The sequence below is a fragment of the Streptomyces sp. NPDC059534 genome (assembly GCF_042743475.1).
In the GTDB taxonomy this organism is placed as follows: Bacteria; Actinomycetota; Actinomycetes; order Streptomycetales; family Streptomycetaceae; genus Streptomyces.
Window position 1 is genome coordinate 83,208 of record NZ_JBHWAQ010000001.1, and the last position, 23,613, is coordinate 106,820.

Sequence of the window (23,613 nt, forward strand, 5' to 3'; positions counted from 1 at the left end):
CTGCCGGGCCTTGGGATGATTTGGCCCGGAGGACAGCCATGACGCCTGACACGCACGAGCCTCCGCCGGACGGCTCCCCGGACCGCGACGACGCGAAGACCGGGGAAGCCGAGCCGGCGGCCGGCTCCGCAAAGCGCCGGTGGCAGCCCGACCTCACGCTTCCCGGCTGCTGGGGCGCGCTTGTCCTCGCCTGCCTCTCCTTCACTCCGTCGCTGCTGCCTCGCGGCGGCGTTCTCCAGGGTCTGATCTGCGGTATCAGCGCGGCCATCGGGTACGGGCTGGGCGTGGTCGCCGCCTATGTGTGGCGCGCGTTCGCCGACCGGGAGGCGCGCAGCGCGTCGCGTGGGTCGTGGCGCGTCCTGGTCATCTGCGCGATCGTCCTGTTCGGCCTGTCGTTCGGCTTCGGCCAGTACTGGCAGCACGAGATCCGCCGGCTCATGGCGGTCACCGACTACAACGTCGTCACCACCATCGCCTGCCCGTTCGTGGCCGCACTCGTCTTCTGGCTGCTGCTGCTCGCGGGCCGGGGACTCCGGCGCCTGTACCGGTGGCTCGCCCGTCTCCTCCGCCGCTGGGTCGGCCCCCGCGCGGCGGCGGTCGTCGGCTGGGTCGTGGTGGCGGGCCTCGCGTGGTCCCTGGTCAGCGGGGTGCTGCTGGCCGGCTTCGTGAACGCGGCCAACGAGGCGTTCTCGCTGCGCGACACGGAGACCCCCGAGGGCGTGCACCAGCCCACGACCACCTTGCGCTCCGGCGGGCCCGGCTCGCTGGTGCCGTGGGACACCCTGGGCCGGCAGGGCCGGGCCTTCACCGGCAGCGGTCCGACGGCCCGGGACATCGGCGCGTTCACCCACCGCCCGGCGCAGGAGCCGATCCGGGCCTACGCCGGTCTCGAAACCTCGGGCGACGCGGAATCGCGCGCCGAGCGGGCCGTCGCCGACCTCCGACGGGCCGGCGGCTTCGAACGCGCGAACCTGCTCGTGATCACCACCACGGGAAGCGGCTGGGTCGACCCCGCCGCCGTGGACTCCTTCGAGTACCTCGGCGACGGCGACTCCGCCAGCGTGGCGCTCCAGTACTCCTACCTGCCGTCGTGGCTCTCCTATCTCGTGGACCAGTCCAAGGCGCGCGAGGCGGGCCGCGAACTCTTCGACGCGGTCTACGACGTCTGGTCCAAGCTCCCCCAGGACCAGCGTCCGCGGCTGTTCGTGGCGGGCGAGAGCCTGGGGTCGTTCGGCGGCGAGACGGCGTTCAGCGGCGAGTACGACCTGCGCAACCGCACCGCCGGAACCCTGTTCGCCGGACCGCCGAACTTCAACACCCTGTTCCGCGAGTTCAGCGATCACCGCGACGCGGGAAGCCCGGAGATCGAGCCCGTGTACAAGGAGGGGCGGACCGTACGGTTCACCGACGAGCCGGCCGACGGGATCCCTCCGGCCGACCGGCCGTGGAACGGCACCCGGGTGCTGTACCTCATGCACCCGTCCGACCCGATCGTCTGGTGGAGCCCGCAGCTGGCACTCTCCGAGCCCGACTGGATCGGCGAGGCACCCGGCAGCGACGTGCTCGAGGAGATGGTCTGGATCCCCTTCGTGACCTTCTGGCAGGTCACCGCCGACCTGCCGTTCTCCACGGGCGTGCCCGACGGCCACGGTCACACGTACAAGGCCGCGTACGTCGACGGCTGGAACGCCGTCATGCGGCCGACGGACTTCACGCCCCAGGACCTGGACCGGCTGCGGGACGTCATCCAGCCGGACCAATGACCACCTCGTACGCCATCGGCCCCGCGACCGGGGGACGCGGTGACCCCGTGACGCGGTGACGCGGTCAGCGCAGCAGGAAGCCGACCACGTATCCCAGGGCGTTGACCGCCCAGTGCAGACCCATGGGGGCCAGCAGGCTGCCGCTGCGGCGTCGCAGTTCGCAGAAGAGGACGCCCGAGGCCGCCGTGAACAGCACGGCGCCGGCGATCGCGAGGACGGAGCCGAGGGCGGAGTCCCCGAAGACCGAGGTCAAGGCGGGCTTCGAGGCCGCGAGGTGCAGGGACGGCAGGACGTGCCACAGGCCGAACAGCACGCTCGACACGGTGGTCGCCCAGACCGTCCCCCGGGCCCGGTAGACCAGTCCGTACAGCACGCCGCGGAAGGCGATCTCCTCCACCAGGACCGTGCCGACGGGCACCACCACGAGGACGCGCACCAGCAACTCGCCCCCGGTCATCCCGTCGTACCGACGGTCCTCGAACAGCGAACGGGTGGCCGGCAGCAGCGCTCCGGCGAGGTAGACGACACCGACCAGCCCCGCCAGGACCGCCGCCCACCGGGCACCGCGGCCCAGCGTCCCGGGTGCCAGGCCCGCGTCCGCCAGGGTGCCGCCCGCCCAGCGCAGGACACCGAGCAGCAGGACGCTGACCGCGACGGCCGCCACCAGGCGGAGCAGGCCGTCCCAGTGGGCCAGGAGCACATTGGCCGCGACGAGGACGCCGACGGTCAGTACCACGGCCGGCCAGGTCCCGATCGGCCGCCGCCACCGGCTCCGCGTCGGATCGCCCGGAACGCGGAGCCGGTGGCGGCCTCGTACGCCGGATGGCCCCTCGGCATCGTCCGCGGAGGGCTGCCCGGCGTCGTGCGCGGTGGGTCGCTCGGAGTCGTGGACGGTGGGCCCCTCGGAGTCGTACGAGGTGGGCCGCTCGGCATCCTCTACGACAGGCCGCTCGGCGTCTTTCGCGACGGGCCGCTCGGCGTCGTCGGGGTCGCGGGAGGGCATCGGTGTGTCATGAACGGTCGTGCTTGAACGAGTCCTTGATGCCTTCGGCACGGTCGCGGAGGCTCTGCACCTTCTGACGGAACTTGACCTTCGCCTGGTCCGTCTTTCCCTCGGCCTCGAGACGCTCGTGGCCGGTGATCTTTCCGGTGATCTCCTTGATCCTGGCCTTGGCCATGTCCACGGCGTGGTTCTTGTCCATGGTCCCTCCGTGAGGTCGGTTCCCAGCTCCACGGTAAGGGAGGCGGCGGCCGGACGATGGGCGCAGACTGATGGGGAAGTCACCGGCCGCCCGTATGTTCCCGCGATCCACCGCGGCGACCGGGAGGAGGAGATATGGCCACGTCGCAAGGCCCCACGCCACATTCGACCCCGGAGTCAGGGGCCCCCGGGGCGCGCCCCGGGTACCCGGCCGACCCGGCGGACCAGCTGGCGCGTCTCGGCCGTTCCTGGGTCTGGCTCCTCTGCTCGGCGCTGGCGACGCTCGTGCCGGGCGTCCTGGCCCTCGTCTGGCCGGACGTGACCCTGCACGTCCTGGCGGTGCTCATCGGTCTGTACCTGCTGGCGACGGGTGTCTTCCGATTCGTGGCCGTCTTCGGCCGCGGTGAGGCCGGGGAGCGGGTGCCCGGGCTGATCGTGGCCGTCCTGTTCGTCCTGGGCGGCGTGCTGTGCCTGCGGAACCCGCTGCAGACGATCGCCGCGCTGTCGCTCATCGTCGGTGCCGTCTGGCTGGTGTCCGGCATCTTCACCCTGTACACCGCCATCGCCACCAAGAACATGCCGCACCGAGGCATCGTCATGGCGGTCGCGGCGCTCGGCATCGTCGCGGGAATCGTCGTCCTGGCCCTGCCGACCGAGTCCGCCCGGACCCTGACCAGGCTGCTCGGCCTGTGGCTCATCCTCCTGGGCCTGGCGGAGACGGCGGTCGCCCTCGCGTGGCGGTCGGCGCTGCGCCGGGCGGGCATCACCGGCCACGACGCGTCCGGACCGGCCGCCTGACCCCGCCGCCACGCGCACGCGTGCGGAACGCACGACGCGCCCGGCCCCCCCTCTCCCCCCGCAGAACGGAGCAGACATGACTCTGGCCTACGACTACCCGCTGCTCGGCGCCTTCTGGACCATGTTCTGGTTCTTCCTGTGGGTGCTGTGGTTCATCCTTCTCTTCCGGATCATCGTCGACATCTTCCGCGACCACGAGATGAACGGATGGGCGAAAGCCGGATGGCTCGTCCTCGTCATCCTGCTGCCGTTCCTGGGCGTCCTCGTCTACGTGATCGCCCGGGGGAAGAACATGGGACGCCGGGAGATCGCCCAGGCCCGGGCCCAGCAGCAGGAATTCGACGCCTACATCCGCGACACGGCGTCCGGTGGCACCCGGCCCAGCAGCGCGGAGGAACTGACGAAGCTCTCCGAACTCCGCTCCCGAGGGGCGATCACCGACGAGGAGTTCAGCAGGGCGAAGGCGCTGATCCTCAGCGGCGAGCCGCCCGCCACAGGATCCGGACCCACCGAGGCCCCCTCGGCCGGACGCTGACCCGCGCCCGCCGATCCGCCCCGACCAACCCATCCGGCCGATCCGGCCGGCCCGACCGACCCGACCGATCCAACCAACCCAGCCGACCGACCGACCGACCGATAGCGAGGGATCCCATGGCTGCCACGCACTCCACACACCCTGAAGGCACGACGAGACAGGCATGGGCGGGCGGACTCACCGTGTTCGCCGCCGTCATGCTCGCCCTCACCGGTCTCGTCGGAATCTTCCGGGGCATCATGGCGATCGCCGAGGACGAGGTCTTCGTCTCGACGCCCAACTACGTCTTCAAGTTCGACCTGACCTCCTGGGGCTGGATCCACCTCGCCCTCGGCCTCGTCGCCCTCATCGTGAGCTTCGGGCTGTACCGGACGGCGACCTGGGCGCGCGTGGCCGGCGTGGCCATCGCCGCGCTCGTCATGATCGCGAACTTCCTCTCCATGCCGTACTACCCCGCCTGGTCGATCGTGATGATCGCCATGTCCGGATTCGTCATCTGGGCGCTGTGCGCGGTGCGACGCGACGAGATCTGACGCGGACCGTCCGCGGCAGGGCCGGAGGCCGGCCGGCCCACCCCGCACCGGGTGCAGCACTCGGCGTCCGGTGTTGGAATGGCAAGGGGGTCCTACTGCCAGAGGTGACGCTGTGAGCGAGGAATTCGACGAGATGGGACCCATCGACTACGTGGTGGTGGAGTTCCCCGGCAACCGCATGACGGGCGAGGGCTTTCCGCTGCTGGTGGACCTGGTGGACCGCGGCATCATCCGGATCCTGGACCTGATGTTCATCAGGAAGGACAAGGACGGCACCGTCGCCGCCCTGGAGATCGCCGACTTCGACGGCGACGGGCAGCTCGACCTCGCGGTCTTCGAAGGCACCCACTCCGGCCTGCTGGGGCAGGACGACCTCGAGGAAGCCGCCGCCGCGGTGGAGCCGGGCAACTCCGCCGGTCTGCTGGTCTACGAGAACGTGTGGGCCGCGCCGTTCGCCGCCGCCATGCGGCGAAGCGGCGGCCAGCTGGTCGCCTCCGGCCGGCTGCCCCTCCAGGCCGTCCTCGCCTCGCTGGAAGCCGCCGAAGCCGCGTCGTGACCGGTCGCCCGTACCGACGGACGCCGTCTGTTGTCGCACTCGGCCGCCGACCCCGCCGGTCGACGGGCGACGCATGAGAAAGGAACACCCGATGCCAGGTCTTCTTCGCGGAGTGGCCCGCACGGCCGTGGTCGCCGGCACGGCGACCGCCGTGTCCAACCGCGTGTCACGGCGCCAGCAGGGCCGCTGGGCCAGCCAGCAGGAGGCTCGCGAACCCGAGCCCCAGTACGCGCCGGCCCCCGCGGCCGCCCCGCCGCCGCCCGCGGCCGACACCATGGACAACAAACTCGACCAGCTCAGGCAGCTCGGTGAGCTCAAGCAGCAAGGAGTGCTCACCGACGCCGAGTTCGAGGAGCAGAAGCGCAAGCTGCTCGCCTGACCGCTCACACCGGTCGACGGCGCCACGCCGAAGGGTGCCGGCCGGGGAGACGCTCGTCGCCCCGGCCGGCGCCCTTCGGCTGTGTCAGCGTTTGCGGACGTGGAGGACGTGGGCGTCGAGGGGAAGCGGGGTGTGCCCGACGAGTTCGAGGCCGACCGCGTCGAACAGCTCCGCGTACTCGTCCGCACGGCGCTCGCGGCCACCCGTGTTGCACAGCATGTGCAGGTCCCAGGCGGTCGCCAGGGACGGCTCGGCGTCGGTGGGCAGCAGCCGTTCCACGACGAGAAGGTCGGCGTGCGACGGCATCGCTCCCACCAGGTGCCGCAGGATCTCCCGGCACCGCGCGTCGTCCCAGTCGTGCAGGACGCGGGAGAGCAGGTACACGTCCCCGCCCGCCGGTACGTCGGCGAAGTCGCCGGCCTGGTAGTCGCACCGCTCGCCGACCCCGGCGGCGGTGAGCCGGTCCCGCGCCGCGGCCACCACGTGCGCCCGCTCCAGGAGGATCCCGCGCAGCGGAGGATGGGCGGCCAGAACGCGTCCGAGGAGCTCGCCGGTGCCGCCGGCGACGTCGACCACCGTACGGGCGCCGGGCCCGGCCGCGGCCGCGGTGAGCACCGGATGCGAGGGCAGGGGATCGAACATCCGGGAACTGGCGGCCATGGACCGGTCGAACGTCACGGCGAGTGCGGGGTCGTGGACGAAGTGGTCGAAGTGGTTCTCGCCGTAGAGGTGCTCGAAGCCCGGCTCGCCGGTCCGCACGGCATGGGCCAGGTGCGCGAAGGACTGGTAGAACGGCCCGCCGTACATCAGCGCCAGCGGCCGCATCGAGCCGTCGGCGTCCTCGCGCAGCAGCAGGCCGGACGCGGTCAGGCGGAATCCGTCCCGGTCCTCGGAGACCACACCCAGCATGGCGAGGTACCGCAGCAGCGTCCCCAGCGCGTCCGGTCGCGCTCCGACCTCGCGCGCCAGCCGCCGGGCGCCGAGGGGGGTGTCGGGGCTCAGGGCCTCGGGCAGGCGCAGCTCGACGCAGGTGGCGAGGGCCTGGGTGGTCCAGGCACCGGTCAGCTGCCGCAGGAGCGTTTCCGCTGCGCGGGCGTCCGTGGTCGCGTCTCCGTGCGTGGCCCTGCTCGTGGTCGCGTCCCCGTGCGTGGCCCTGCCCGCGTCCGCGTCCGCGTCCGCGTTCGGGACCACGTCCGTCACAGTGCCCGTGCCCCTGTCCGTGCCCGTGTCACGGAACTCGGCCGGAGGCTGCTCGGTCAGGTGCTCGGCGAGCAGGTCCCGGTGGTCGCCGCTCGCGTACAGCTCCATGCGCCGGTAGTCGGTCTTCGTCCCGGTGGGCGTCGCGAAGTAGAACACCGTCCCGTCCTCGTGCGGGTTGTAGCCACCGCCGTCGGCGACCGCCCCGTGCCGCGCGAGGCTCGCCCGCAGCCCGCGCAGCACCAGGGGATCGGGCCGGTCCACGTCGAAGGCCAGGTGCGCCTCGTGGTCGTGGTCGCGCTCGTGCACGGCGAGCGCGGACAGTGCGGACCCCGGCGGCACGGTGAGGGCGAACACCTCGACCGTCCGGCGCTCCCCGCAGGGTCCCTCCACGAGGGGCCGGAGAATCCTTACGTCAAGATCGGCGGCGTCGAGTCCGTGGCGCGCGGCCAGCCGGTCGCGCACCACGACGCTCGGCCGGGACGGGGCGTCGTCGGGGAGCCCGCACGCGGCGAGTCCGGCCCGCAGCGCCGGCCGGTCGGCCGGGAAGACCAGCAGCGCGGCGTGCGCGAACCGGCACCGTTCCGCCACCGCCCGCAGCTCGGGACCGTCGAGGCCGGGCAGCACGCGGGACAGCAGGAGGGAGGTCTCCTGCTCGCGGACGAACTCGGCGGTCGCGCGCAGGCGCCGGACGTCGTCGGGCGCGAGGCCGGTCGTCAGGGCAGGGGTACTCATCAGCGGGCATCCTCGGGGAAGAGGGCGGAAGGGAGCGGGTCCCTGGCCGACGGGCCGGGACCTCGCACCGCAAGGTGGTGGGGGGGAGGCAGATCAGATGCCGACGTACTGCTCGGCGAACCAGTCCTGATGGGTACGGGAGGTCCGCAGCGACTCCATGCGGGACCGGCGCATGCCCTCCTGGAACGGCGGTGCGCCGTGGAGGAGGCCGATCATCCAGTGCGAGAACTCCTGCGCACGCCAGATGTGCGTCAGGCACCGGTCCGAGTAGCGGGAGAGCGGTCCCGGGTCGCCGCGGTGGAGGTCGTCGGCGAGGGCCTCGGCGAGGAGTTCGGCCTCCAGGACGGCGAGGTTGGCGCCCTTCGCGGCGGAGGGGCTGATGAGGCCGGCGGCGTCGCCGGCGAGGAAGAGGGAGCCGTACCGGAGCGTGTCGAGCACGTCGGACTCCAGGTCGACGACGGTGCGCTGGAGGATCCGTCCGCGTCGCAGGGGACCGTAGTCGGCGCTGCGCATCCGCAGCTCCAGCTCGTCCCAGATCCGCTCCTCGGTCCAGTCGTCGGCGTCGGTACCGCGCTCGCACTGGAGGTAGTAGCGGGTGATGTCGGCGGAGCGGGCCATGTGCCCCGCGAAGCCCCGGGGGTGCGTCGCGTAGCCGACGGCGTCGAGGCTGGGCGGAGCCTCGGCGAGGAGTCCCAGCCAGGACACGCCGTGGTCGCGGTGGTGGCGTACGGCCCGGTCCGGCAGCGAGCGCCGTCCGGCGCCGTGGCGGCCGTCGCAGGCGGCGACGTACCGCGCCTGCCACCGTACGGCCCGCCCGTCCGGCTCCCGCGCCGCCACCCATGGCCGGTCGCCGTCCGCGCCGCCGACCTCCAGCGCCTCGGTGTCGAAGCGGATCCGGCCACCGGCGCCGAGGTAGGCGGCCAACAGGTCGGCCACCAACTCGTGCTGGGGATAGACGGTGTGGGGTTCGCCGTTGCCGAGCCGTCGGTAGTCCAGCCGGAAGCGCCCGTCCTCGGTGCGGAACTCGCACACGCCGTGTTCCCGACCCCGCAGCCGCAGGCCCTCGTCCAGACCGTGGCGCCGCAGCACGCGTGCGGTGTGCGCGGCGAGGAACCCGGCCCGGGCCCGGTTCACGACGTGCTCGCGCCCCGTGCGTTCGAGGACGACGCAGTCGATCCCGCTCCGCAGCAGGAGGTTGGCCAGTACGAGCCCGGCGGGACCGGCTCCGAGGATGACGACGTCGGCCGACTCCCCTTCATCTACTGCATGTTGACTGTCTGTCACGAAAGTTGATCTTAAGCAGAGGAAGGCGTGTCGCCTACCCGCCGTCACCCGAATGCCAGATTCCATGAGAAAAGGATTCTCCACGGCGTCCCAGCACTCGGGCCCCGCCGTGACGGCGGGGCCCGAGGAGGGTTCGGATCAGGTGGTTCGGATCAGGGAGCGCGTCAGAGGACGTTGACGCCGGTCCAGGCCGCCGCCGTGGTGGCGTACTCGGTGCTGGTGGCGCCGTAGAGGTCCTTCGCCGCGCTCAGGGTCGCGGCGCGGGCACCCTTGTAGTCGGTGGTGGAGGTCATGTAGACGGTCAGCGCGCGGTACCAGATGGCGGCGGCCTTCTGGTTGCCGATGCCGGTGACCGTGGAGCCCTTGAACGTGGGGCTGTTGTAGGTGACGCCGTTGATCGTCTTGCTGCCGCTGCCCTCGCTCGCGAGGTAGAACCAGTGGTTGCCGACGCCCGAGGAGTTGTGCACGTCGAGCCGGCCGACGGACTTCGACCAGTAGTCGGCGGAGCGGCCGTCGAGGGACGGCTTGTCCATGCGGCGCAGCCACGGCGGGGTGGACTGGTCGCTGAAGAGGTAGTCCGGGGTGTCGCTCGAGTTGGCGGCGTACCACTCCACCATCGTGCCGAAGATGTCGCTGGTGGCCTCGTTCAGACCGCCGGACTCGCCGCTGTAGCGCAGGTTCGCGGTGGCCGAGGTGACGCCGTGGGTCATCTCGTGGCCCATGGTGTCGAGGTCGACCTGCTCGGGGTCGACCGAGCCGTCGCCGTCGCCGGTCATCATGCAGAAGCAGGCGTCCGACCACTGGGCGTTGTCCCAGTTGGTGCCGACGTGGACGAAGACGGTGGCGCCGCGGCCGTCGTTCTTGATGCCGTTGCGGCCGAAGGTGCTCTTGTAGTAGTCGTACGTCTTCGCCGTGTTGGCGTGCGCGTCGACGGCGGCGGTCGAGCGGTCGGCGGAGAACTTCAGGCCGTCGCCCCAGACGTTGTCGGCGTCGGTGAACAGGGTGCCGGAGGAGCTGTTCAGCGACGAGGACGAGACGTTGTGGGCGTCCTTGGTGATGTGGCCGCGGACCGGGTCGATCAGCGCGAAGGTGCCGTTCGCCTGCAGCGTGGTGTCGAGGGTGATGTCACCGGTGTACTCGGAGTGGCCGGTGCCGGTCGCCTCGCGCTCGGTGTCGTAGTTCTCGATCGCCGCGCCCGTGGTGGCGTCGGTGACGAAGACCTCGCCGTGCGGCTGCCCCTTGTCGCCGAGGCCCTGCACGGTGGTGCGCCAGGCCAGGCGGGGGGTGCCGTCGGCGGCCCACACGACCAGCTCGGGGGTGGACCTGGCATCGCGCACCAGTCCGGTCGAGCGCTTCAGGGCGCCGGCCGCGGTGCCCTGGGCGTCGACGGCGGGGGCGACGGACGCGAGCGCCACCTTGTGCGCCTTGGCGTGCGTGGATCCCTTGTGCGACCCGTCGGCCTTCTGGTGGACGACGAAGTCGCCACCGACGACGGGGAGGCCGCGGTAGGTCCGCTCGAAACGGACGTGCTGGGTGCCGTCGGCGTCGATCACGACGTCCTTCACGTGGAGCGCCTGACCCGCCCCGAAACCGTAGGTGTCGGCGTGCCGGGCCACGTTCGCCTCGGCCTGGGATATCGCCGTGTCACGGACGGACGTTCCGTGCTGCACCGCGTCGGGCTGCGAGTACGCCGGTACGGCCATCACCCCCGTGGTGACGACTGCGGCGGCGACCATCGTGGAGAGGGCAAGAAGGGCACGGGGCATGACGGGGTGTTTCCTTCGCTCGTCGTGGGGGGTGACGACGTCCTGGGACGTTGACGCGAAGTGTTCACCAGGTGACATGTTCCTGACGTGATCCCATATGGGATACAACCCCGGGGTTATACGGTGCCGAGAGCCCCGCCCCGGGTGGGGGCCCTGTGGTGCCGAGGGCCCCGCCGGTCAGCGGTCCGCGCCGAGCGCGAACTCCTCGCCGCCGTTCTCCCACCAGGCCAGGTACTGCGGCCGCTCCCGCACCAGCGACAGATACGCCGCCAGCAGCCGCTCCCCCACCGCGTCGGCGAGCTCGGCCGGAACCGACTCCGTGTTCCACGCCAGCTGCAGCCGCCGGTGGAACGGCACGTCCACGAGCGGCCGCTGCACCGTGCCCTGGGCGGGTACGTCCGCGCTCGGCCACACCCCGCAGACGGCACGCCGGCCCGCGACGAGGATCTGCGCCACGGCCAGGTCCGGCGTCACATGCGCGACGCGCGGCGTGAATCCCGCCGCCTGGCAGGTGAGATGCAGGTACGCGTGCACACCGCTCTCATCCGCCTCCGGCATCACCCATTCCTCGCCCCACAGGTCCCGCAGGCTGACCCTCTCCTGCCGCGCCAGCGGATGGTCCTCGGCCAGCAGAACGAAGACCGGCTCGCGCAGCAGCGTCCGCGTCACCACCGACTCCCCCACCGAAAGGGGAAAGCCCGGGAACTCGCCGAACACCGCGATGTCGCACTTCGACAAGCTCAGCGCCTTCACCAGCGTGTGCACGGAACGGCGCGCGTCGATGGTGAGCCGGCTCTCCGGCACCAGCTCGAACAGGGCCGATATCAGGAGCGACACCAGAGTGCCGGCCGTCCCTCCGGCCCGCAGCGGTGCCACGGCCCCCCTGTCGACCTCCCCCGCGGCGCGCGCGTGCTCGCGCAGCCGGTCGAAGCCCACCACCAGGTCCCTCGCACACCGAAGGACATACTGACCGTTCTCGGTCGGCTTCACGCCCTCCGCACTGCGAACGAACAGCGGCCCGCCCAACTCGTGCTCTATCCGCTTCAACTGGGCGCTCGTGGCAGGCTGCGACAACTGAAGACGCGCCGCCGCTTTGCGGATGCTCCCAGCCTCGGCGACCGTGAGCAGGACCCGCAAATGCCGGAAATCGAGGTGCATGAACATTCCCCGCTCAGGGCGGAGGGCCCATTGCACCCCCCGTGACCAGCAGTACCCGCTGCCCGAAGGCATGGTCACCAAGAGTCCGCCGCCCCCGCCGCCCCAGCAACCACGGGACGGCAAAATCTACGTGCCCATGCCACCCCTTTGCACGGGCATCGGCCCACGAGCCGGGGTCCGGGCCGCTCAGGTGTGGCGGGGGGGTGGGGTCAGTGCCGGAGGAGGGCGCAGACGAAGTCCTCCTGGATGGCGCGGACCTTGGCGAGGAGGGCGGGCTTGACGGTCTTGCTGGTCTGGGTGGTGATCGAGAAGGTGAGGGAGCGCTTGCCGTCGGCTGTGGCGGCGGCGAACTGGGTGTAGCCGGGGAAGTTGCCGGTGTGGCCGTAGACCGTGCCGCAGCGCGTCTGGTAGCGGAAGATCGCGAGGCCGCCGGCGTTGACGCCGGGGCCGGCGGGTTCGGAGGCGGCGCCGGCGATGAAGGTGCGCTGCTGACGGCGGGTGTCCGGCGAGAGGAAGTCGTGTCCGCCGGCCCAGGCGCGGACGAAGGCGTTGAGGTCCTTCGGCGTGGAGACGATGCCGCCGGAGGCCCAGACACCCGACGCGCCGAGGACCTCGCTGATGTCCTCCGGCGGGGCGGGCGGGGTCACGTCGTAGCCGTGCAGGTAGGGCCTTGGCAGCCGGTAGCCCTGGGGCAGGCTGGTCTGCCGCAGGTCGAGCGGCCGGTACACGAGCCGGTCGAGGAGACGCTCGTACGGCCGTCCCGTCACCGCCTCGGCCATCAGCGCGACGGCGATGTTGTCGGAGTTCGAGTACTCGTACTTCGATCCCGGCGGGAACAGCAGGTCCTGGTCGGCGACGAAGTCGAGCAGCCGGCGGGAGTCGAAGTGGTGTCTGGGGTCCGCGCGCAGGATGTCGACGAACGCCGGGGCCCTGGAGTAGTCGGGCAGCCCGCTGGTGTGGTTGAGCAGCTGCCGGAGCGTCACCTGGTGCCACGCGGCCGGCAGGGACGGCAGGCGCTCGCCGATCGTGTCGTCGAGGTCCAGTCTGTGCCGGTCCACCAGACGCAGGGCGACCGCTCCGCTGAACGCCTTGGCCACGCTCGCGATCCGCATGTGGTCGGTCTCGCGCGGCGGGCGGCCCGTCCTCGTGTCGGCGACGCCTGCCCGGTAGACCGTCGTCCGGTCGCCCTGCCGCATCAGCGCGATCGCTCCGGGCGGCCCTCCTGCCGTGCGGACGAGCTCGTCCAGCTGCTTCTGCAGGGTCTTGTCCGGCGGCGGCGTGCCCGTGGCCTGCGCGGGCTGGACCAGGGCGGCCAGCGCCGCCGACGCGGCCAGGGCGGCGACGGACAGACGCAGGCGTGCGCGCGGGCGGGACCGGACTTCAGGGCGTGCCGACACGGAGACTCCTTCGCGGTGCGGCCGGGCGGCGGAGGTCACCCGGTTCGGACGGTCGGCCCCAGCATCGGACGCACCGTCGGGGCCTGCCTGCCCGGTGGTCCATCCGGCCCAGACGTCGCATGGCCCGGCACGAGTCGGGCCGATGGGCCGGAGGGCCCGGGCGGCCCCGTCGCGGACGGCGTCGGACCTCGGCCGTGAGCGCCGGGTCGTCGATGCGAGGCCACGGGTGCCGGGCCGTGGGCGCCATGCCGTGGATGCCGGGCCGCAGGTGCCAGGGCCGTGGATGCCAAGGCACGGGGAGTGGGCCATCCTGGGGACATGGATGCCATGCGCGGTGCGGCCTCCCTGCCGAAGGGGCCGCCGGGCGGCCGGGGCTCTCGCCGGGCCCGGGGCGCCGTCGTCGCCGCCTTCGTCATGACCGTCGTCGGCGTCGCCGCGTCGGCCGGCTGTGCGGGAAGCACCGACGGCGGTACGTCCACGGGAACGGGAGCGCACGGCCCGACAGCGGTGGTCTCCTCGGCCACGCCGTCGGCTCCCCCGGCCACCGTCCCCACGCCCACGCCCACACCCCCTCCGGCCACACCCTCGCCCCACGCGCCCACCACCGCCCGGTTGTCCATACCGTCGATCGGTGTCGAGGACCTGGTCGTCGTGCCGTACGAGGGCACGACCGACGACCGTGCGGGTACCCGCATACAGGACCGGGGGGTGGCGGCGAGTCCGTACGGCGAGCGCGGTGGTGTGGGGCCGGGGGGCGTCGGCAACTATCTGGTGACCGCTCATCGGCTGTCGGCCGGAGGGCCTCTGCGGGAACTGCCCGAGGTCGGGGTGGGCGATCGGGTGCACGTCACCGCGGGGGGAGTCGTGTACACGTACGAGATCACCGGGACACGGACGACGTCCTTCCGTTCGGCCCGCTCACTGGCGGAGCAGCGGGCCGCGGTGCCGGGTGAGCCGGGTGAGCAGCCGACGCGGGCCATGATCACGCTGTCCACCTGCGCGACGCCGGAGGACAACGCGGCGGGCAACTCCTGGCGGGACGCCCAGCACAACCCCGAGCACCGCATCGACAAGGTCGGTGTCCTGATTTCGGCGCGGCCGGCGTAGGAAGGGATACCCGGCGGCCCGGGTCGGGCGTACGCGCGGGTGGATCCCCCGGCGTCCCGCGCCTGCGGCGGCATCCATGCCGTGGCGCTCGCGCACAGCGTGGTGGCGATGATCCATGTCACTGTCGTGGGACCTTCAGTAGGCCACCGCGCAGCCCTTAGCGTTGCCGGAACGAGCCGGGCGCGACGCGGGCGCGTGCCGCTCACGGGGCGGCACGTCCTCGGGGGAGGTGTCGGCGGCCCGTAGTGCTCATCACCGGCAGGGTGAAGGGATCAGGATGTTCCGCAAGGTGCTGGTAGCGAACCGCGGGGAGATCGCGATTCGCGCGTTCCGCGCTGGCTACGAACTGGGTGCGCGCACGGTGGCCGTGTTCCCCCACGAGGACCGCAATTCTCTGCACCGGCTGAAGGCCGACGAGGCGTACGAGATCGGTGAGCCCGGGCATCCGGTGCGGGCCTACCTCTCGGTGGAGGAGATCATCCGGGCCGCGCGTCTGGCCGGTGCCGACGCCGTGTACCCGGGTTACGGATTCCTGTCCGAGAACCCGGAGCTGGCGCGCGCGTGCGAGGAGGCGGGCATCACGTTCGTGGGCCCGTCCGCGCAGACCCTGGAACTGACGGGAAACAAGGCGCGGGCCGTCGCCGCCGCGCGTGAGGCGGGCGTGCCCGTGCTCGGTTCCTCGGCGCCCTCCACGGACGTGGACGAGCTGGTGGCGGCCGCCGAGGGCATCGGCTTCCCGGTGTTCGTCAAGGCCGTGGCCGGTGGCGGCGGCCGGGGCATGCGGCGGGTCGAGGACCCGGCGACGCTGCGGGAGTCGATCGAGGCGGCGGCCCGCGAGGCGGAGTCCGCGTTCGGCGACGCGACCGTCTTCCTGGAGAAGGCCGTCGTCGACCCGCGTCACATCGAGGTGCAGATCCTCGCCGACGGCGAGGGCAACGTCATCCACCTGTTCGAGCGCGACTGCTCACTGCAGCGGCGCCACCAGAAGGTGATCGAGCTCGCGCCCGCCCCGAACCTCGATCCGGCGGTGCGGCAGCGCATCTGCGACGACGCCGTGAGGTTCGCCCGCCGGATCGGCTACCGCAACGCGGGCACCGTGGAGTTCCTGCTCGACCCCGAGGGCCGTCATGTCTTCATCGAGATGAACCCGCGCATCCAGGTCGAGCACACGGTGACCGAGGAGGTCACCGACATCGACCTCGTGCAGTCCCAGCTGCGCATCGCCTCCGGGGAGTCCCTGGCGGACCTCGGTCTGACGCAGGAGTCCGTCGTCCTGCACGGTGCCGCCCTGCAGTGCCGGATCACCACCGAGGACCCGGCCAACGGCTTCCGCCCGGACACCGGCATGATCAGCGCGTACCGCTCTCCGGGAGGCTCGGGCATCCGCCTCGACGGCGGCACCACGCACGCGGGTACGGAGGTCAGCGCCCACTTCGACTCGATGCTGGTCAAGCTGACCTGCCGGGGCCGGGACTTCGGGACCGCGGTCGACCGGGCCCGGCGCGCGGTGGCCGAGTTCCGCATCCGGGGCGTGTCCACGAACATCCCCTTCCTTCAGGCGGTGCTCGACGACCCGGACTTCCAGGCGGGCCGCGTCACGACGGCGTTCATCGAGCAGCGGCCGCACCTGCTCACGGCGCGCCACTCGGCCGACCGCGGCACGAAGCTGCTCACCTATCTCGCCGACGTCACCGTGAACAAGCCGCACGGCCCCCGGCCCGTGCTGGTCGCCCCGGCCGGCAAGCTGCCCCCGCTGCCCGCGGGCGAGCCGCGGGAGGGGTCCCGGCAGCGGCTGGCGGCGCTCGGTCCCGAGGGTTTCGCGCGGAGCCTGCGCGAGTCGCCGACCCTGGGGGTCACCGACACCACCTTCCGCGACGCCCACCAGTCGCTCCTCGCGACCCGGGTGCGGACGAAGGACCTGCTGGCCGTCGCCCCGACGGTGGCGCACACGATGCCGCAGCTGCTGTCCCTCGAGTGCTGGGGCGGCGCCACCTACGACGTCGCGCTGCGCTTCCTCGCCGAGGATCCGTGGGAGCGGCTGGCCGCGCTGCGCGAGGCGGTGCCGAACATCTGCCTGCAGATGCTGCTGCGGGGCCGTAACACCGTGGGGTACACGCCCTACCCGACGGAGGTGACCGACGCCTTCGTGCAGGAGGCCGCCGCCACCGGCATCGACATCTTCCGGATCTTCGACGCGCTGAACGACGTCGACCAGATGCGGCCCGCCATCGAGGCCGTGCGGGAGACCGGGACGGCGGTGGCCGAGGTCGCGCTGTGCTACACGGCGGACCTCTCCGACCCGGCGGAGAAGCTGTACACGCTGGACTACTACCTGCGGCTGGCCGAGAGGATCGTCGCCGCGGGAGCGCACGTGCTGGCGGTCAAGGACATGGCGGGTCTGCTGCGCGCCCCCGCCGCGGCCAAGCTGGTGTCCGCGCTGCGCCGGGAGTTCGACCTGCCGGTGCACCTCCACACCCACGACACCGCGGGCGGCCAGCTCGCCACGTACCTCGCGGCGATCCAGGCCGGGGCGGACGCGGTGGACGGCGCGGTGGCCTCGATGGCGGGCACCACCTCGCAGCCGTCGCTGTCGGCGATCGTCGCCGCGACCGACTACTCCGAGCGACCCACCGGTCTCGACCTCCAGGCGGTCGGCGACCTGGAACCGTACTGGGAGAGCGTGCGCAAGATCTACGCTCCCTTCGAGGCGGGGCTGGACTCGCCGACCGGCCGTGTGTACCACCACGAGATTCCCGGCGGGCAGCTCTCCAACCTGCGCACGCAGGCCGTCGCGCTCGGCCTCGGCGACCGGTTCGAGGACGTCGAGTCGACGTACGCGGCCGCCGACCGGATGCTGGGCCGGCTGGTGAAGGTGACGCCGTCGTCGAAGGTGGTGGGCGACCTCGCGCTGCACCTCGTGGGCGCCGGGGTGGCACCCGAGGCGTTCGAGGCGGCGCCCCACCGCTACGACATCCCCGACTCGGTCGTCGGCTTCCTGCACGGCGAGCTGGGCACGCCGCCCGGCGGCTGGCCGGAGCCGTTCCGCAGCAAGGCGCTCGAGGGCCGCCCCGGCCCCAAGCCGATGCGGGAGCTGACGGCGGAGGACCGCGCCGGTCTGGCCAAGGACCGGCGCGCCACGCTGAACCGCCTGCTCTTCCCCGGCCCGACGAAGGCGTTCGAGACGCACCGTCAGGCGTTCGGCGACACCAGCGTGCTCGACAGCAAGGACTTCTTCTACGGGCTGCGCCCCGGGAAGGAGTACACCGTCGACTTCGGGCCCGGTGTACGGCTGCTCATCGAGCTGGAGGCCATCGGCGAGGCCGACGAACGCGGCATGCGCACCGTCCTGTCCACCCTGAACGGCCAGTTGCGGCCGATCCAGGTACGCGACAACGCGGCGGCCGCCGACCTCCCGGTGACGGAGAAGGCCGACAGGTCCGACCCCGGCCATGTCGCCGCGCCGTTCGCCGGCGTGGTCACGCTGGCCGTCGCCGAGGGCGACGAGGTCGCGGCGGGTGCGACGGTGGCCACCATCGAGGCGATGAAGATGGAGGCGTCGATCACCGCCACGCGCGGCGGCCGGGTCTCCCGCCTGGCCATCACCAGGATCCAGCAGGTGGAGGGCGGCGACCTCCTCGTCGAGATCGCGTGAGGCGGCATTCGGCTGTCGGCAGGCAGTAGCGACAGGCGATGAGCGGCAGTGCCGTAGTGCGGTAGGCGGCCGGGACACCGACCCAGGTGTCCCGGCCGCCGTCCGTCCGGAACGGGGCTCGGCGGCGCGGCGGACACGTGACGGCTCGGCTTGTTGCAGCGGTATGGCAGCGGTGTGGCGACCCCGTGGCGGCGTGCCCGGAAGGCCCGGTGGGGCCGGGTCGCGCGTCTAGCATGCCGGGAACGTCCCTGCCGCGACGGTGCGGGGCCGCTTCCCGTCGCCGCCAAGGGCAGGTTCGTCATGAGCATTCCCCGTACCCTCTCTATCGGCGAGGCAGAGCCCCGGCTGCCCGAGCTGGAGGTGGTCGACGTCCGTACGCCGGGCGAGTTCGCCTCCGGCCGTCTGCCGGGCGCCGTGAACGTCCCTCTGGACCGCATCGAGGAGAGCCTCGCCGACCTGCGGGACACCGCCGCGAGCCGGCCCCTGTTGCTGGTGTGCGCCTCCGGTGCCCGCTCGGAGAAGGCCGCGGCGGCTCTCGCCGGCCACGGGGTCGCGGCGTCGAGCCTCGCCGGCGGCACCCGGGGCTGGGCCGCCGCCGGCCACGGGCTGGAGTATCCGCCGGGCGCCGTGCGGGCGGTCTGGGGGATGGAGCGTCAGGTGCGGTTCACCGCGGGGAGCGTGGTCCTGCTCGGTCTGGTCCTGGGGCTGCTCGTCCACCCGGCGTTCCAGCTGCTGTCGGCGGGGATCGCCGGAGGACTGGTGTTCTCGGCGCTCACCGACACCTGCGGGATGGCGGCGGTCCTCGGCCGCCTTCCCTTCAACCGCCGCGGCGCCGCGCGCCAGGGCTGATCTCCACCGCCGCCGGGACCGCGGCCGTCCCCGTGGGCGCCGGTCCGCCCCGTGTGGGGAGGGCCGGCGTACACGGGGCGGACCGCGGTCCCGGGCGCTGTCAGGCCGTGCGGTCCGCGGCGAGGCCGGCCGCCAGGGCGGGGATGCCGAGAGCCTGTTCCTGGGCGGGAGTGGCCTCGTACAGCTTGTTGGTCAGCTGGTTCGGGTCGTTCGTCAGGTCGTAGTACTCCCGGAACTTCACCTGGCCGGTGCCGGAGACGGTGCCGGCCCCGTCGGTCGTCAGGTCGTAGTACTCCGTGTACTGCTTGTCCTTGGCGACGTACGAGGACCAGGTCGGCGCGCCGCCCGCGCCGGTGCCCTGCTTCCACCATTCCACGAGGAGGTGGTCGCGGCTCTGGGCGGAGAGCAGGGAGGTGCCGTCGACCGGGGCGTTCGGGGTGATGCCGGCCGCGTCGAGGATGGTCGGCGCGATGTCGATGTTCGCGACGATGCGCTGGTCCACGGTGCCCGCGCCGAGTCCGCCGGCCGGCCAGGAGAGGTAGAACGGCACCTCGTGGGCCTGCCGATAGGGCACCGACTTGGCGGTCCAGCCGTGGTCGCCCCAGCTGAATCCGTTGTCGCCGATGTAGATGACCAGCGTGTTGTCCAGCTGGCCGAGGGCCTGGAGCTTGTCCTTGAACGCCTGCACCGCGTCGTCGACGGAGAGCAGCGTCCGCAGCTGTTCGGCGCGGATCCGCCGCCCGTCGGCGAGGGTGCCGGTGGCGTTCTTGATGTAGGCCGGCTTGTCGCTGCGGTCGCCCTCGGGGACGGAGGGACGGCCGTTCCACTCGGGGACGGGGGTGCCGGCGTACTTCGCCTCGGGGGTGCGGGGGCCGTGGGAGGCGTACGGGGTGACGTAGGCGAACCACGGGCGGGGGTCGTCGGCGGCCTTGTCGAGGAAGTCCAGCGTGCGGTTCCTGACGATGGTGGTGGTGTAGCCGTTGATCGTCCGGACCGTGCCGTCGACGTTCCACTGGGCGTCGACGTAGCCGGGCTGGAGGAGGGCGAACTCCTCGAAGTGCGGCGGGTTGTCCGCCAGGGTCCAGGAGTTGAGGTACTTGCCGAACAGGCCGGTGCGGTAGCCCGCCTGCTTGAGGTACTTCTGCACGGTGGTGCTCTGGTCGAGCGAGTGCGACGCCTTGTTGTTGCGCACCCCGTGGTTGTGGGCGTGCCGGCCGGAGAACACGCTGGAGCGCGAGGGCGCGCACAGCGGGGTGGTGACGTGGCCGTTGGTGAACTTCACGCCCTGGTCGGCGAGCCAGGCGACGGTCTTGGGCAGGGCCCATTCGGTGTGCTTGGGCTGGTCGTCGGTGACGATCAGCAGGATGTTGGGGCGGGTGGCGGCAGCGGCGGGGCCGGCCGCGGCGATCTGGGCGAGACCGGGTACGGCGGTGGCGGCGGCCACGGCGGCGGCTCCGCCGAGGAAGCCGCGGCGGCTCACCGGGGGTCGGTGGTTCTCTGCCATGGTGTCCGTTCCTCCTGGATACGTCGGTGTACGGGCATGCCGGACGGGCGGTTCGGAGCCGCCGGGCCGCGATGCGGGACGAAGGGGGTGCGGCGGGAACCGGGCCGGGGCGCCGGGGCGAGGCACCGGGCGGGGGCGCCGGGTGGGGGAATCCCGCGGGGGGGGGAGGGACGCGTTCAGCGCGCCTGGGCGACCGTACAGAGGGCGCTCGCCGCGCGCCCGTGGTCGACGTGACGGCGCGCAGTGAGGATGTCTGCTGCCATGACCACGACAATATGGGGAGCGGGGCCTCGGTTCCATGTACGGCGGATGAAGCCTGCCGCGGCCCTCGGACGGCACGACCGGCCGTGTGGGGTTCGGAGTGGCGCCGCGGAGGACCGTCCACGGGGCGGACCGCCGGGGGTAGCCTGCCGCCCGTGTCCGAGCACCAGCGCGATCTCGTCGGCTACGGCGCCGAGCCCCCGCACGCGGCCTGGCCCGGCGGCGCCCGTGTGGCCGTCAGCCTCGTCCTCAACTACGAGGAGGGCGGCGAGCACAACGTCCTCGACGGCGACGCTGCCTCGGAGGGCTTCCTCCACGAGGTCGTCGGCGCGCCGCCGGTGGCCGGGGGACGCGATCTGAACGCCGAGTCGATGTTCGCGTACGGCGCGCGGGCCGGGTTCTGGCGCGTTCACCGGACGCTCGTGGCGCGGGGTGCGCCGCTCACCGTCCACGCCGTCGGACAGGCACTCGAGCGCAATCCGGACGCGGCGCGCGCGATGGGCGCCGCCGGCTGGGAGGTGGCCGGCCACGGCTGGCGCTGGATCGACTACCGCGAGGTGCCCGAGGACGTCGAGCGCGCCGACATCGCGCGGACGACCGCGACGATCGAGCGGCTCGTCGGGCGCCGCCCCGTCGGCTGGTACACCGGCCGGACGAGCGCCGCCACACGGCGCCTGGTCGCCGGGGAAGGCGGCTTCCTCTACGACTCCGACGACTACTCGGACGACCTGCCCTTCTACGTCGGGTCGGCGGGCCGCCCGCATCTCGTGGTGCCGTACAGCCTCGACGCGAACGACTTCAAGTTCCTGCTCGTGCACGGGTTCACGACCGCGGACGACATGCTCGCGTACCTCGTCGACACCTTCGACGCCCTGCATGCGGAGGGGGGCGAACGCCCTCGGATGATGAGCGTCGGCCTGCACGGCCGGATCATCGGCCGCCCCGGCCGCATCCGCGCGCTCGACGGCTTCCTGGACCACGTCGCCCGGCGCGGTGGAGCCTGGGTCGCGACCCGGGAGCAGATCGCCCGGCACTGGTGGGCCGCACACCCTCCGCCGCTCCGAGTCCGCGACGCGCCGAGCCCGGCCTGACCGGCAGGACGTCCCGGGAGACGAGGGCGATCCGGGGTGGCGCCCGGCCTCAAGATCGGGAAAGCTCGGGCGCATGGTCTCAGTAGTACAGAACGTGGCGATCGACTGCGCGGATGCCTATGAACTGGCCCGGTTCTGGAGCGGGGTGACCGGCCGTCCGCCGCACCCGGACAACCGGCCGGGCGATCGGGAGGTGCAGGTGCCGCTGGCGGAGGGCCCGGTGCTCTATTTCAACCAGGTGCCCGAGGCCAAGACGGTCAAGAACCGGATCCACCTGTGCCTGCGCCCGGAGACCTCGCGCGACCAGGAGGTGGCGCGGCTGCTGGGTCTGGGCGCCGCCTTCGTCTCCGATCACCGGAATCCCGACGGTTCGGGCTGGGCGGTCCTCGCCGATCCCGAGGGCAACGAATTCTGCGTCCTGCGCAGCGACTCCGACCGGGCCTCCTCGGCCGGCTGACACCGGAAGCCCGCGCGGCCTCCCCTCGCCTCCCCGCCCTTCGCACCGCCGGACGCGGCACGTCGGCCACCGTCGCGCTGTCCCGTCACGTCCGGGTGGCGGAGGCGACGAAGAACGGGACGGCCAGGAACAGCCGATCGGCCTCGGCCCGCGCGCACTGCTCGGCCAGCCACGCGTCGGCTTCCGCGCGGGTGATCGCGCCGGCGGCGCACGCCCCGTCGGCGAGGCCGCGGATCATGGGCAGCGCCGCCGCCGTCGTGAACACGGCCGTGTGGACCTCGACTTCGACGTCCCGGAAGCAGGCGTCGAGCAGGAGGCCACGGTAGCCGCGTACCGTGCGGGGGCCCGGCACGAGATCGGCCCGTGCGTGGACGACGGCACGGGTCAGGGCGGCGGCGCGGGAGTCGATGAGGAAGGTGTCCCAGTCCTGGCCGACGAGGAGGGCTCGGCCGCCGGGCGCCAGGACCCGGTGCGCCTCCGCGAGGGCACCGGCCGGGTCGTCGAGTTCGTGGAAGACCTTGTCGGCCCGGTAGGCGTCCAGCTCCCCGTCCCCGAAGGGGAGTCCGTCCGCGCCCGCGCGCCGGAAGTCGCCGTCCGGCCGCCGCCGCCTGGCCTCGGCGAGCATCGCCTCGCTGATGTCCACCCCCGTGGCCCGCGCGCCGCGGTCGGCGAGTTCGGCCACCGCCCGACCCGTGCCGCAGCCGACGTCGACGGCAGCTCCCCGCAGACCTCGCCCCGGCCCCGGCGCGAGCAGCTCGTAGGACCGCTCGCGAAGTCGCCGGGCGACGGGAAGGGCGTCCAGCGTGTCCAGCAGGGCGATCAGCCGCGCCGCCCGCCGGGCCGCGTCGTTCTGTTCCTGTGTGTTGGCCATGACCGTCAGGCTGGCGCTTAATGTCGACGTGAAGTCAAGCGAGAGCGCGGGGGCCGCCCCGTCGATGACCATCGGTGCCCTGGCCGAGAACTACGGGCTCGCGACACACGTGCTACGGCACTGGGAGTCGATGGGGCTCCTCAGTCCGGCGCGTGACGCCAACGGGCACCGGCGGTACGGCCGCGACGACCTGGTGCGGACGGCGGTGATCCTGGGGGCCAAGGAAGCCGGTCTGGGCCTCGACGAGATCCGCGCCCTGCTGACGGCCGGGGACGCCGGTCGCCGCGACGAGGTCCTGTCGGCCCGGCAGGAGTCGCTGCGGGCCACCATCGAACAGGCTCAGGCCCAGCTCGCACTGATCCGGTGCGCCCTGGACTGCGACCACGACGACATCGCCGCCTGCCCGCACTTCCGGCGGCTCGTCGCGCTGCGCACGGCGGGACCGACCGGGGGCCGGGACACCGGTGCGCCGTAGGAACGCCTGTCGGACGACAGGCCGGCCGACGCCCGCCGTGTGAG

General features: G+C 72.5%; 21 protein-coding genes. 12 read left to right on the forward strand and 9 right to left on the reverse strand.

Annotated elements, in window-relative coordinates; translation table 11 throughout:
• Positions 1-38 precede the first annotated feature (38 nt).
• Positions 39-1,763: an alpha/beta hydrolase gene (locus ACFVZH_RS00295; protein WP_384890731.1), complete on the forward strand. Its 1,725-nt coding sequence runs from the start codon at positions 39-41 to the stop codon at positions 1,761-1,763.
• A 64-nt stretch (positions 1,764-1,827) separates the two neighbouring features.
• Here ACFVZH_RS00295 and ACFVZH_RS00300 read toward each other — a convergent pair whose 3' ends face one another.
• Both ACFVZH_RS00300 and ACFVZH_RS00305 read right to left on the reverse strand, forming a co-directional pair.
• Positions 1,828-2,766 (reverse strand): CPBP family intramembrane glutamic endopeptidase, encoded by a 939-nt coding sequence (locus tag ACFVZH_RS00300; RefSeq protein WP_384890734.1) that lies wholly within the window; start codon positions 2,764-2,766, stop codon positions 1,828-1,830.
• Between the two features lie 7 nt (positions 2,767-2,773).
• The gene (locus tag ACFVZH_RS00305; protein ID WP_384890737.1) at positions 2,774-2,965 is read right to left on the reverse strand and encodes a CsbD family protein; all 192 of its coding nucleotides are present in this window, start codon (positions 2,963-2,965) and stop codon (positions 2,774-2,776) included.
• Between the two features lie 134 nt (positions 2,966-3,099).
• Here ACFVZH_RS00305 and ACFVZH_RS00310 point away from each other — a divergent pair, with 134 nt between their 5' ends.
• The 5 genes from ACFVZH_RS00310 to ACFVZH_RS00330 all read left to right on the forward strand — a co-directional run bounded on the left by ACFVZH_RS00310 (position 3,100) and on the right by ACFVZH_RS00330 (position 5,765).
• Entirely contained in the window at positions 3,100-3,762 is a 663-nt protein-coding gene (locus ACFVZH_RS00310; protein ID WP_384890740.1) for an HdeD family acid-resistance protein, read from the forward strand.
• A 76-nt stretch (positions 3,763-3,838) separates the two neighbouring features.
• Positions 3,839-4,297 carry an SHOCT domain-containing protein gene (locus ACFVZH_RS00315; protein WP_384890743.1) on the forward strand — a complete coding sequence of 153 codons (459 nt, stop codon included), beginning with the start codon at positions 3,839-3,841 and terminating at the stop codon, positions 4,295-4,297.
• Between the two features lie 116 nt (positions 4,298-4,413).
• Complete coding sequence (locus ACFVZH_RS00320; protein WP_384890746.1) at positions 4,414-4,830, forward strand: hypothetical protein; 417 nt, start codon at positions 4,414-4,416, stop codon at positions 4,828-4,830.
• Positions 4,831-4,963: 133 nt separating this feature from the next.
• Entirely contained in the window at positions 4,964-5,386 is a 423-nt protein-coding gene (locus tag ACFVZH_RS00325; protein ID WP_384891707.1) for a DUF6325 family protein, read from the forward strand.
• A 91-nt stretch (positions 5,387-5,477) separates the two neighbouring features.
• Positions 5,478-5,765 carry an SHOCT domain-containing protein gene (locus ACFVZH_RS00330; RefSeq protein ID WP_384890750.1) on the forward strand — a complete coding sequence of 96 codons (288 nt, stop codon included), beginning with the start codon at positions 5,478-5,480 and terminating at the stop codon, positions 5,763-5,765.
• Positions 5,766-5,849: 84 nt separating this feature from the next.
• On the opposite strand, the gene ACFVZH_RS00335 is transcribed toward ACFVZH_RS00330, so the two are convergent.
• From ACFVZH_RS00335 to ACFVZH_RS00355, 5 genes are all read right to left on the reverse strand, one after another.
• Entirely contained in the window at positions 5,850-7,697 is a 1,848-nt protein-coding gene (locus tag ACFVZH_RS00335; protein WP_384890753.1) for a methyltransferase, read from the reverse strand.
• A 93-nt stretch (positions 7,698-7,790) separates the two neighbouring features.
• Positions 7,791-8,981 (reverse strand): 4-hydroxybenzoate 3-monooxygenase, encoded by a 1,191-nt coding sequence (locus ACFVZH_RS00340; RefSeq protein WP_384890756.1) that lies wholly within the window; start codon positions 8,979-8,981, stop codon positions 7,791-7,793.
• A gap of 164 nt (positions 8,982-9,145) precedes the next feature.
• The gene (locus tag ACFVZH_RS00345) at positions 9,146-10,747 is read right to left on the reverse strand and encodes a M4 family metallopeptidase (RefSeq protein ID WP_384890759.1); all 1,602 of its coding nucleotides are present in this window, start codon (positions 10,745-10,747) and stop codon (positions 9,146-9,148) included.
• 177 nt (positions 10,748-10,924) lie between these two features.
• On the reverse strand, positions 10,925-11,905 hold the full coding sequence (locus ACFVZH_RS00350) for a LysR family transcriptional regulator (RefSeq protein ID WP_384890761.1): 981 nt from the start codon (positions 11,903-11,905) through the stop codon (positions 10,925-10,927).
• A gap of 209 nt (positions 11,906-12,114) precedes the next feature.
• On the reverse strand, positions 12,115-13,302 hold the full coding sequence (locus tag ACFVZH_RS00355; RefSeq protein WP_384890764.1) for a serine hydrolase domain-containing protein: 1,188 nt from the start codon (positions 13,300-13,302) through the stop codon (positions 12,115-12,117).
• Positions 13,303-13,620: 318 nt separating this feature from the next.
• Between ACFVZH_RS00355 and ACFVZH_RS00360 the strand changes: the two genes are divergently transcribed.
• The 3 genes from ACFVZH_RS00360 to ACFVZH_RS00370 all read left to right on the forward strand — a co-directional run bounded on the left by ACFVZH_RS00360 (position 13,621) and on the right by ACFVZH_RS00370 (position 18,910).
• The gene (locus ACFVZH_RS00360; RefSeq protein ID WP_384890766.1) at positions 13,621-14,409 is read left to right on the forward strand and encodes a class E sortase; all 789 of its coding nucleotides are present in this window, start codon (positions 13,621-13,623) and stop codon (positions 14,407-14,409) included.
• Positions 14,410-14,686: 277 nt separating this feature from the next.
• A complete protein-coding gene (locus ACFVZH_RS00365; RefSeq protein WP_384890769.1) occupies positions 14,687-18,061 on the forward strand; it encodes a pyruvate carboxylase in 3,375 nt (1,124 codons plus the stop codon).
• 300 nt (positions 18,062-18,361) lie between these two features.
• Positions 18,362-18,910 (forward strand): rhodanese-like domain-containing protein, encoded by a 549-nt coding sequence (locus ACFVZH_RS00370; protein WP_384890772.1) that lies wholly within the window; start codon positions 18,362-18,364, stop codon positions 18,908-18,910.
• Between the two features lie 100 nt (positions 18,911-19,010).
• On the opposite strand, the gene ACFVZH_RS00375 is transcribed toward ACFVZH_RS00370, so the two are convergent.
• Positions 19,011-20,414 (reverse strand): sulfatase, encoded by a 1,404-nt coding sequence (locus ACFVZH_RS00375; RefSeq protein ID WP_384890775.1) that lies wholly within the window; start codon positions 20,412-20,414, stop codon positions 19,011-19,013.
• Positions 20,415-20,830: 416 nt separating this feature from the next.
• On the opposite strand from ACFVZH_RS00375, the gene puuE reads away from it, so the two are divergent.
• Entirely contained in the window at positions 20,831-21,766 is a 936-nt protein-coding gene (gene puuE, locus ACFVZH_RS00380; RefSeq protein WP_384890778.1) for an allantoinase PuuE, read from the forward strand.
• Positions 21,767-21,839: 73 nt separating this feature from the next.
• Positions 21,840-22,223 (forward strand): VOC family protein, encoded by a 384-nt coding sequence (locus tag ACFVZH_RS00385; protein WP_384890781.1) that lies wholly within the window; start codon positions 21,840-21,842, stop codon positions 22,221-22,223.
• A gap of 85 nt (positions 22,224-22,308) precedes the next feature.
• On the opposite strand, the gene ACFVZH_RS00390 is transcribed toward ACFVZH_RS00385, so the two are convergent.
• Complete coding sequence (locus tag ACFVZH_RS00390) at positions 22,309-23,094, reverse strand: methyltransferase domain-containing protein (protein WP_384890784.1); 786 nt, start codon at positions 23,092-23,094, stop codon at positions 22,309-22,311.
• A gap of 28 nt (positions 23,095-23,122) precedes the next feature.
• Between ACFVZH_RS00390 and ACFVZH_RS00395 the strand changes: the two genes are divergently transcribed.
• Positions 23,123-23,569 carry a MerR family transcriptional regulator gene (locus tag ACFVZH_RS00395; RefSeq protein WP_384890788.1) on the forward strand — a complete coding sequence of 149 codons (447 nt, stop codon included), beginning with the start codon at positions 23,123-23,125 and terminating at the stop codon, positions 23,567-23,569.
• The last annotated feature ends 44 nt before the right edge of the window (positions 23,570-23,613 follow it).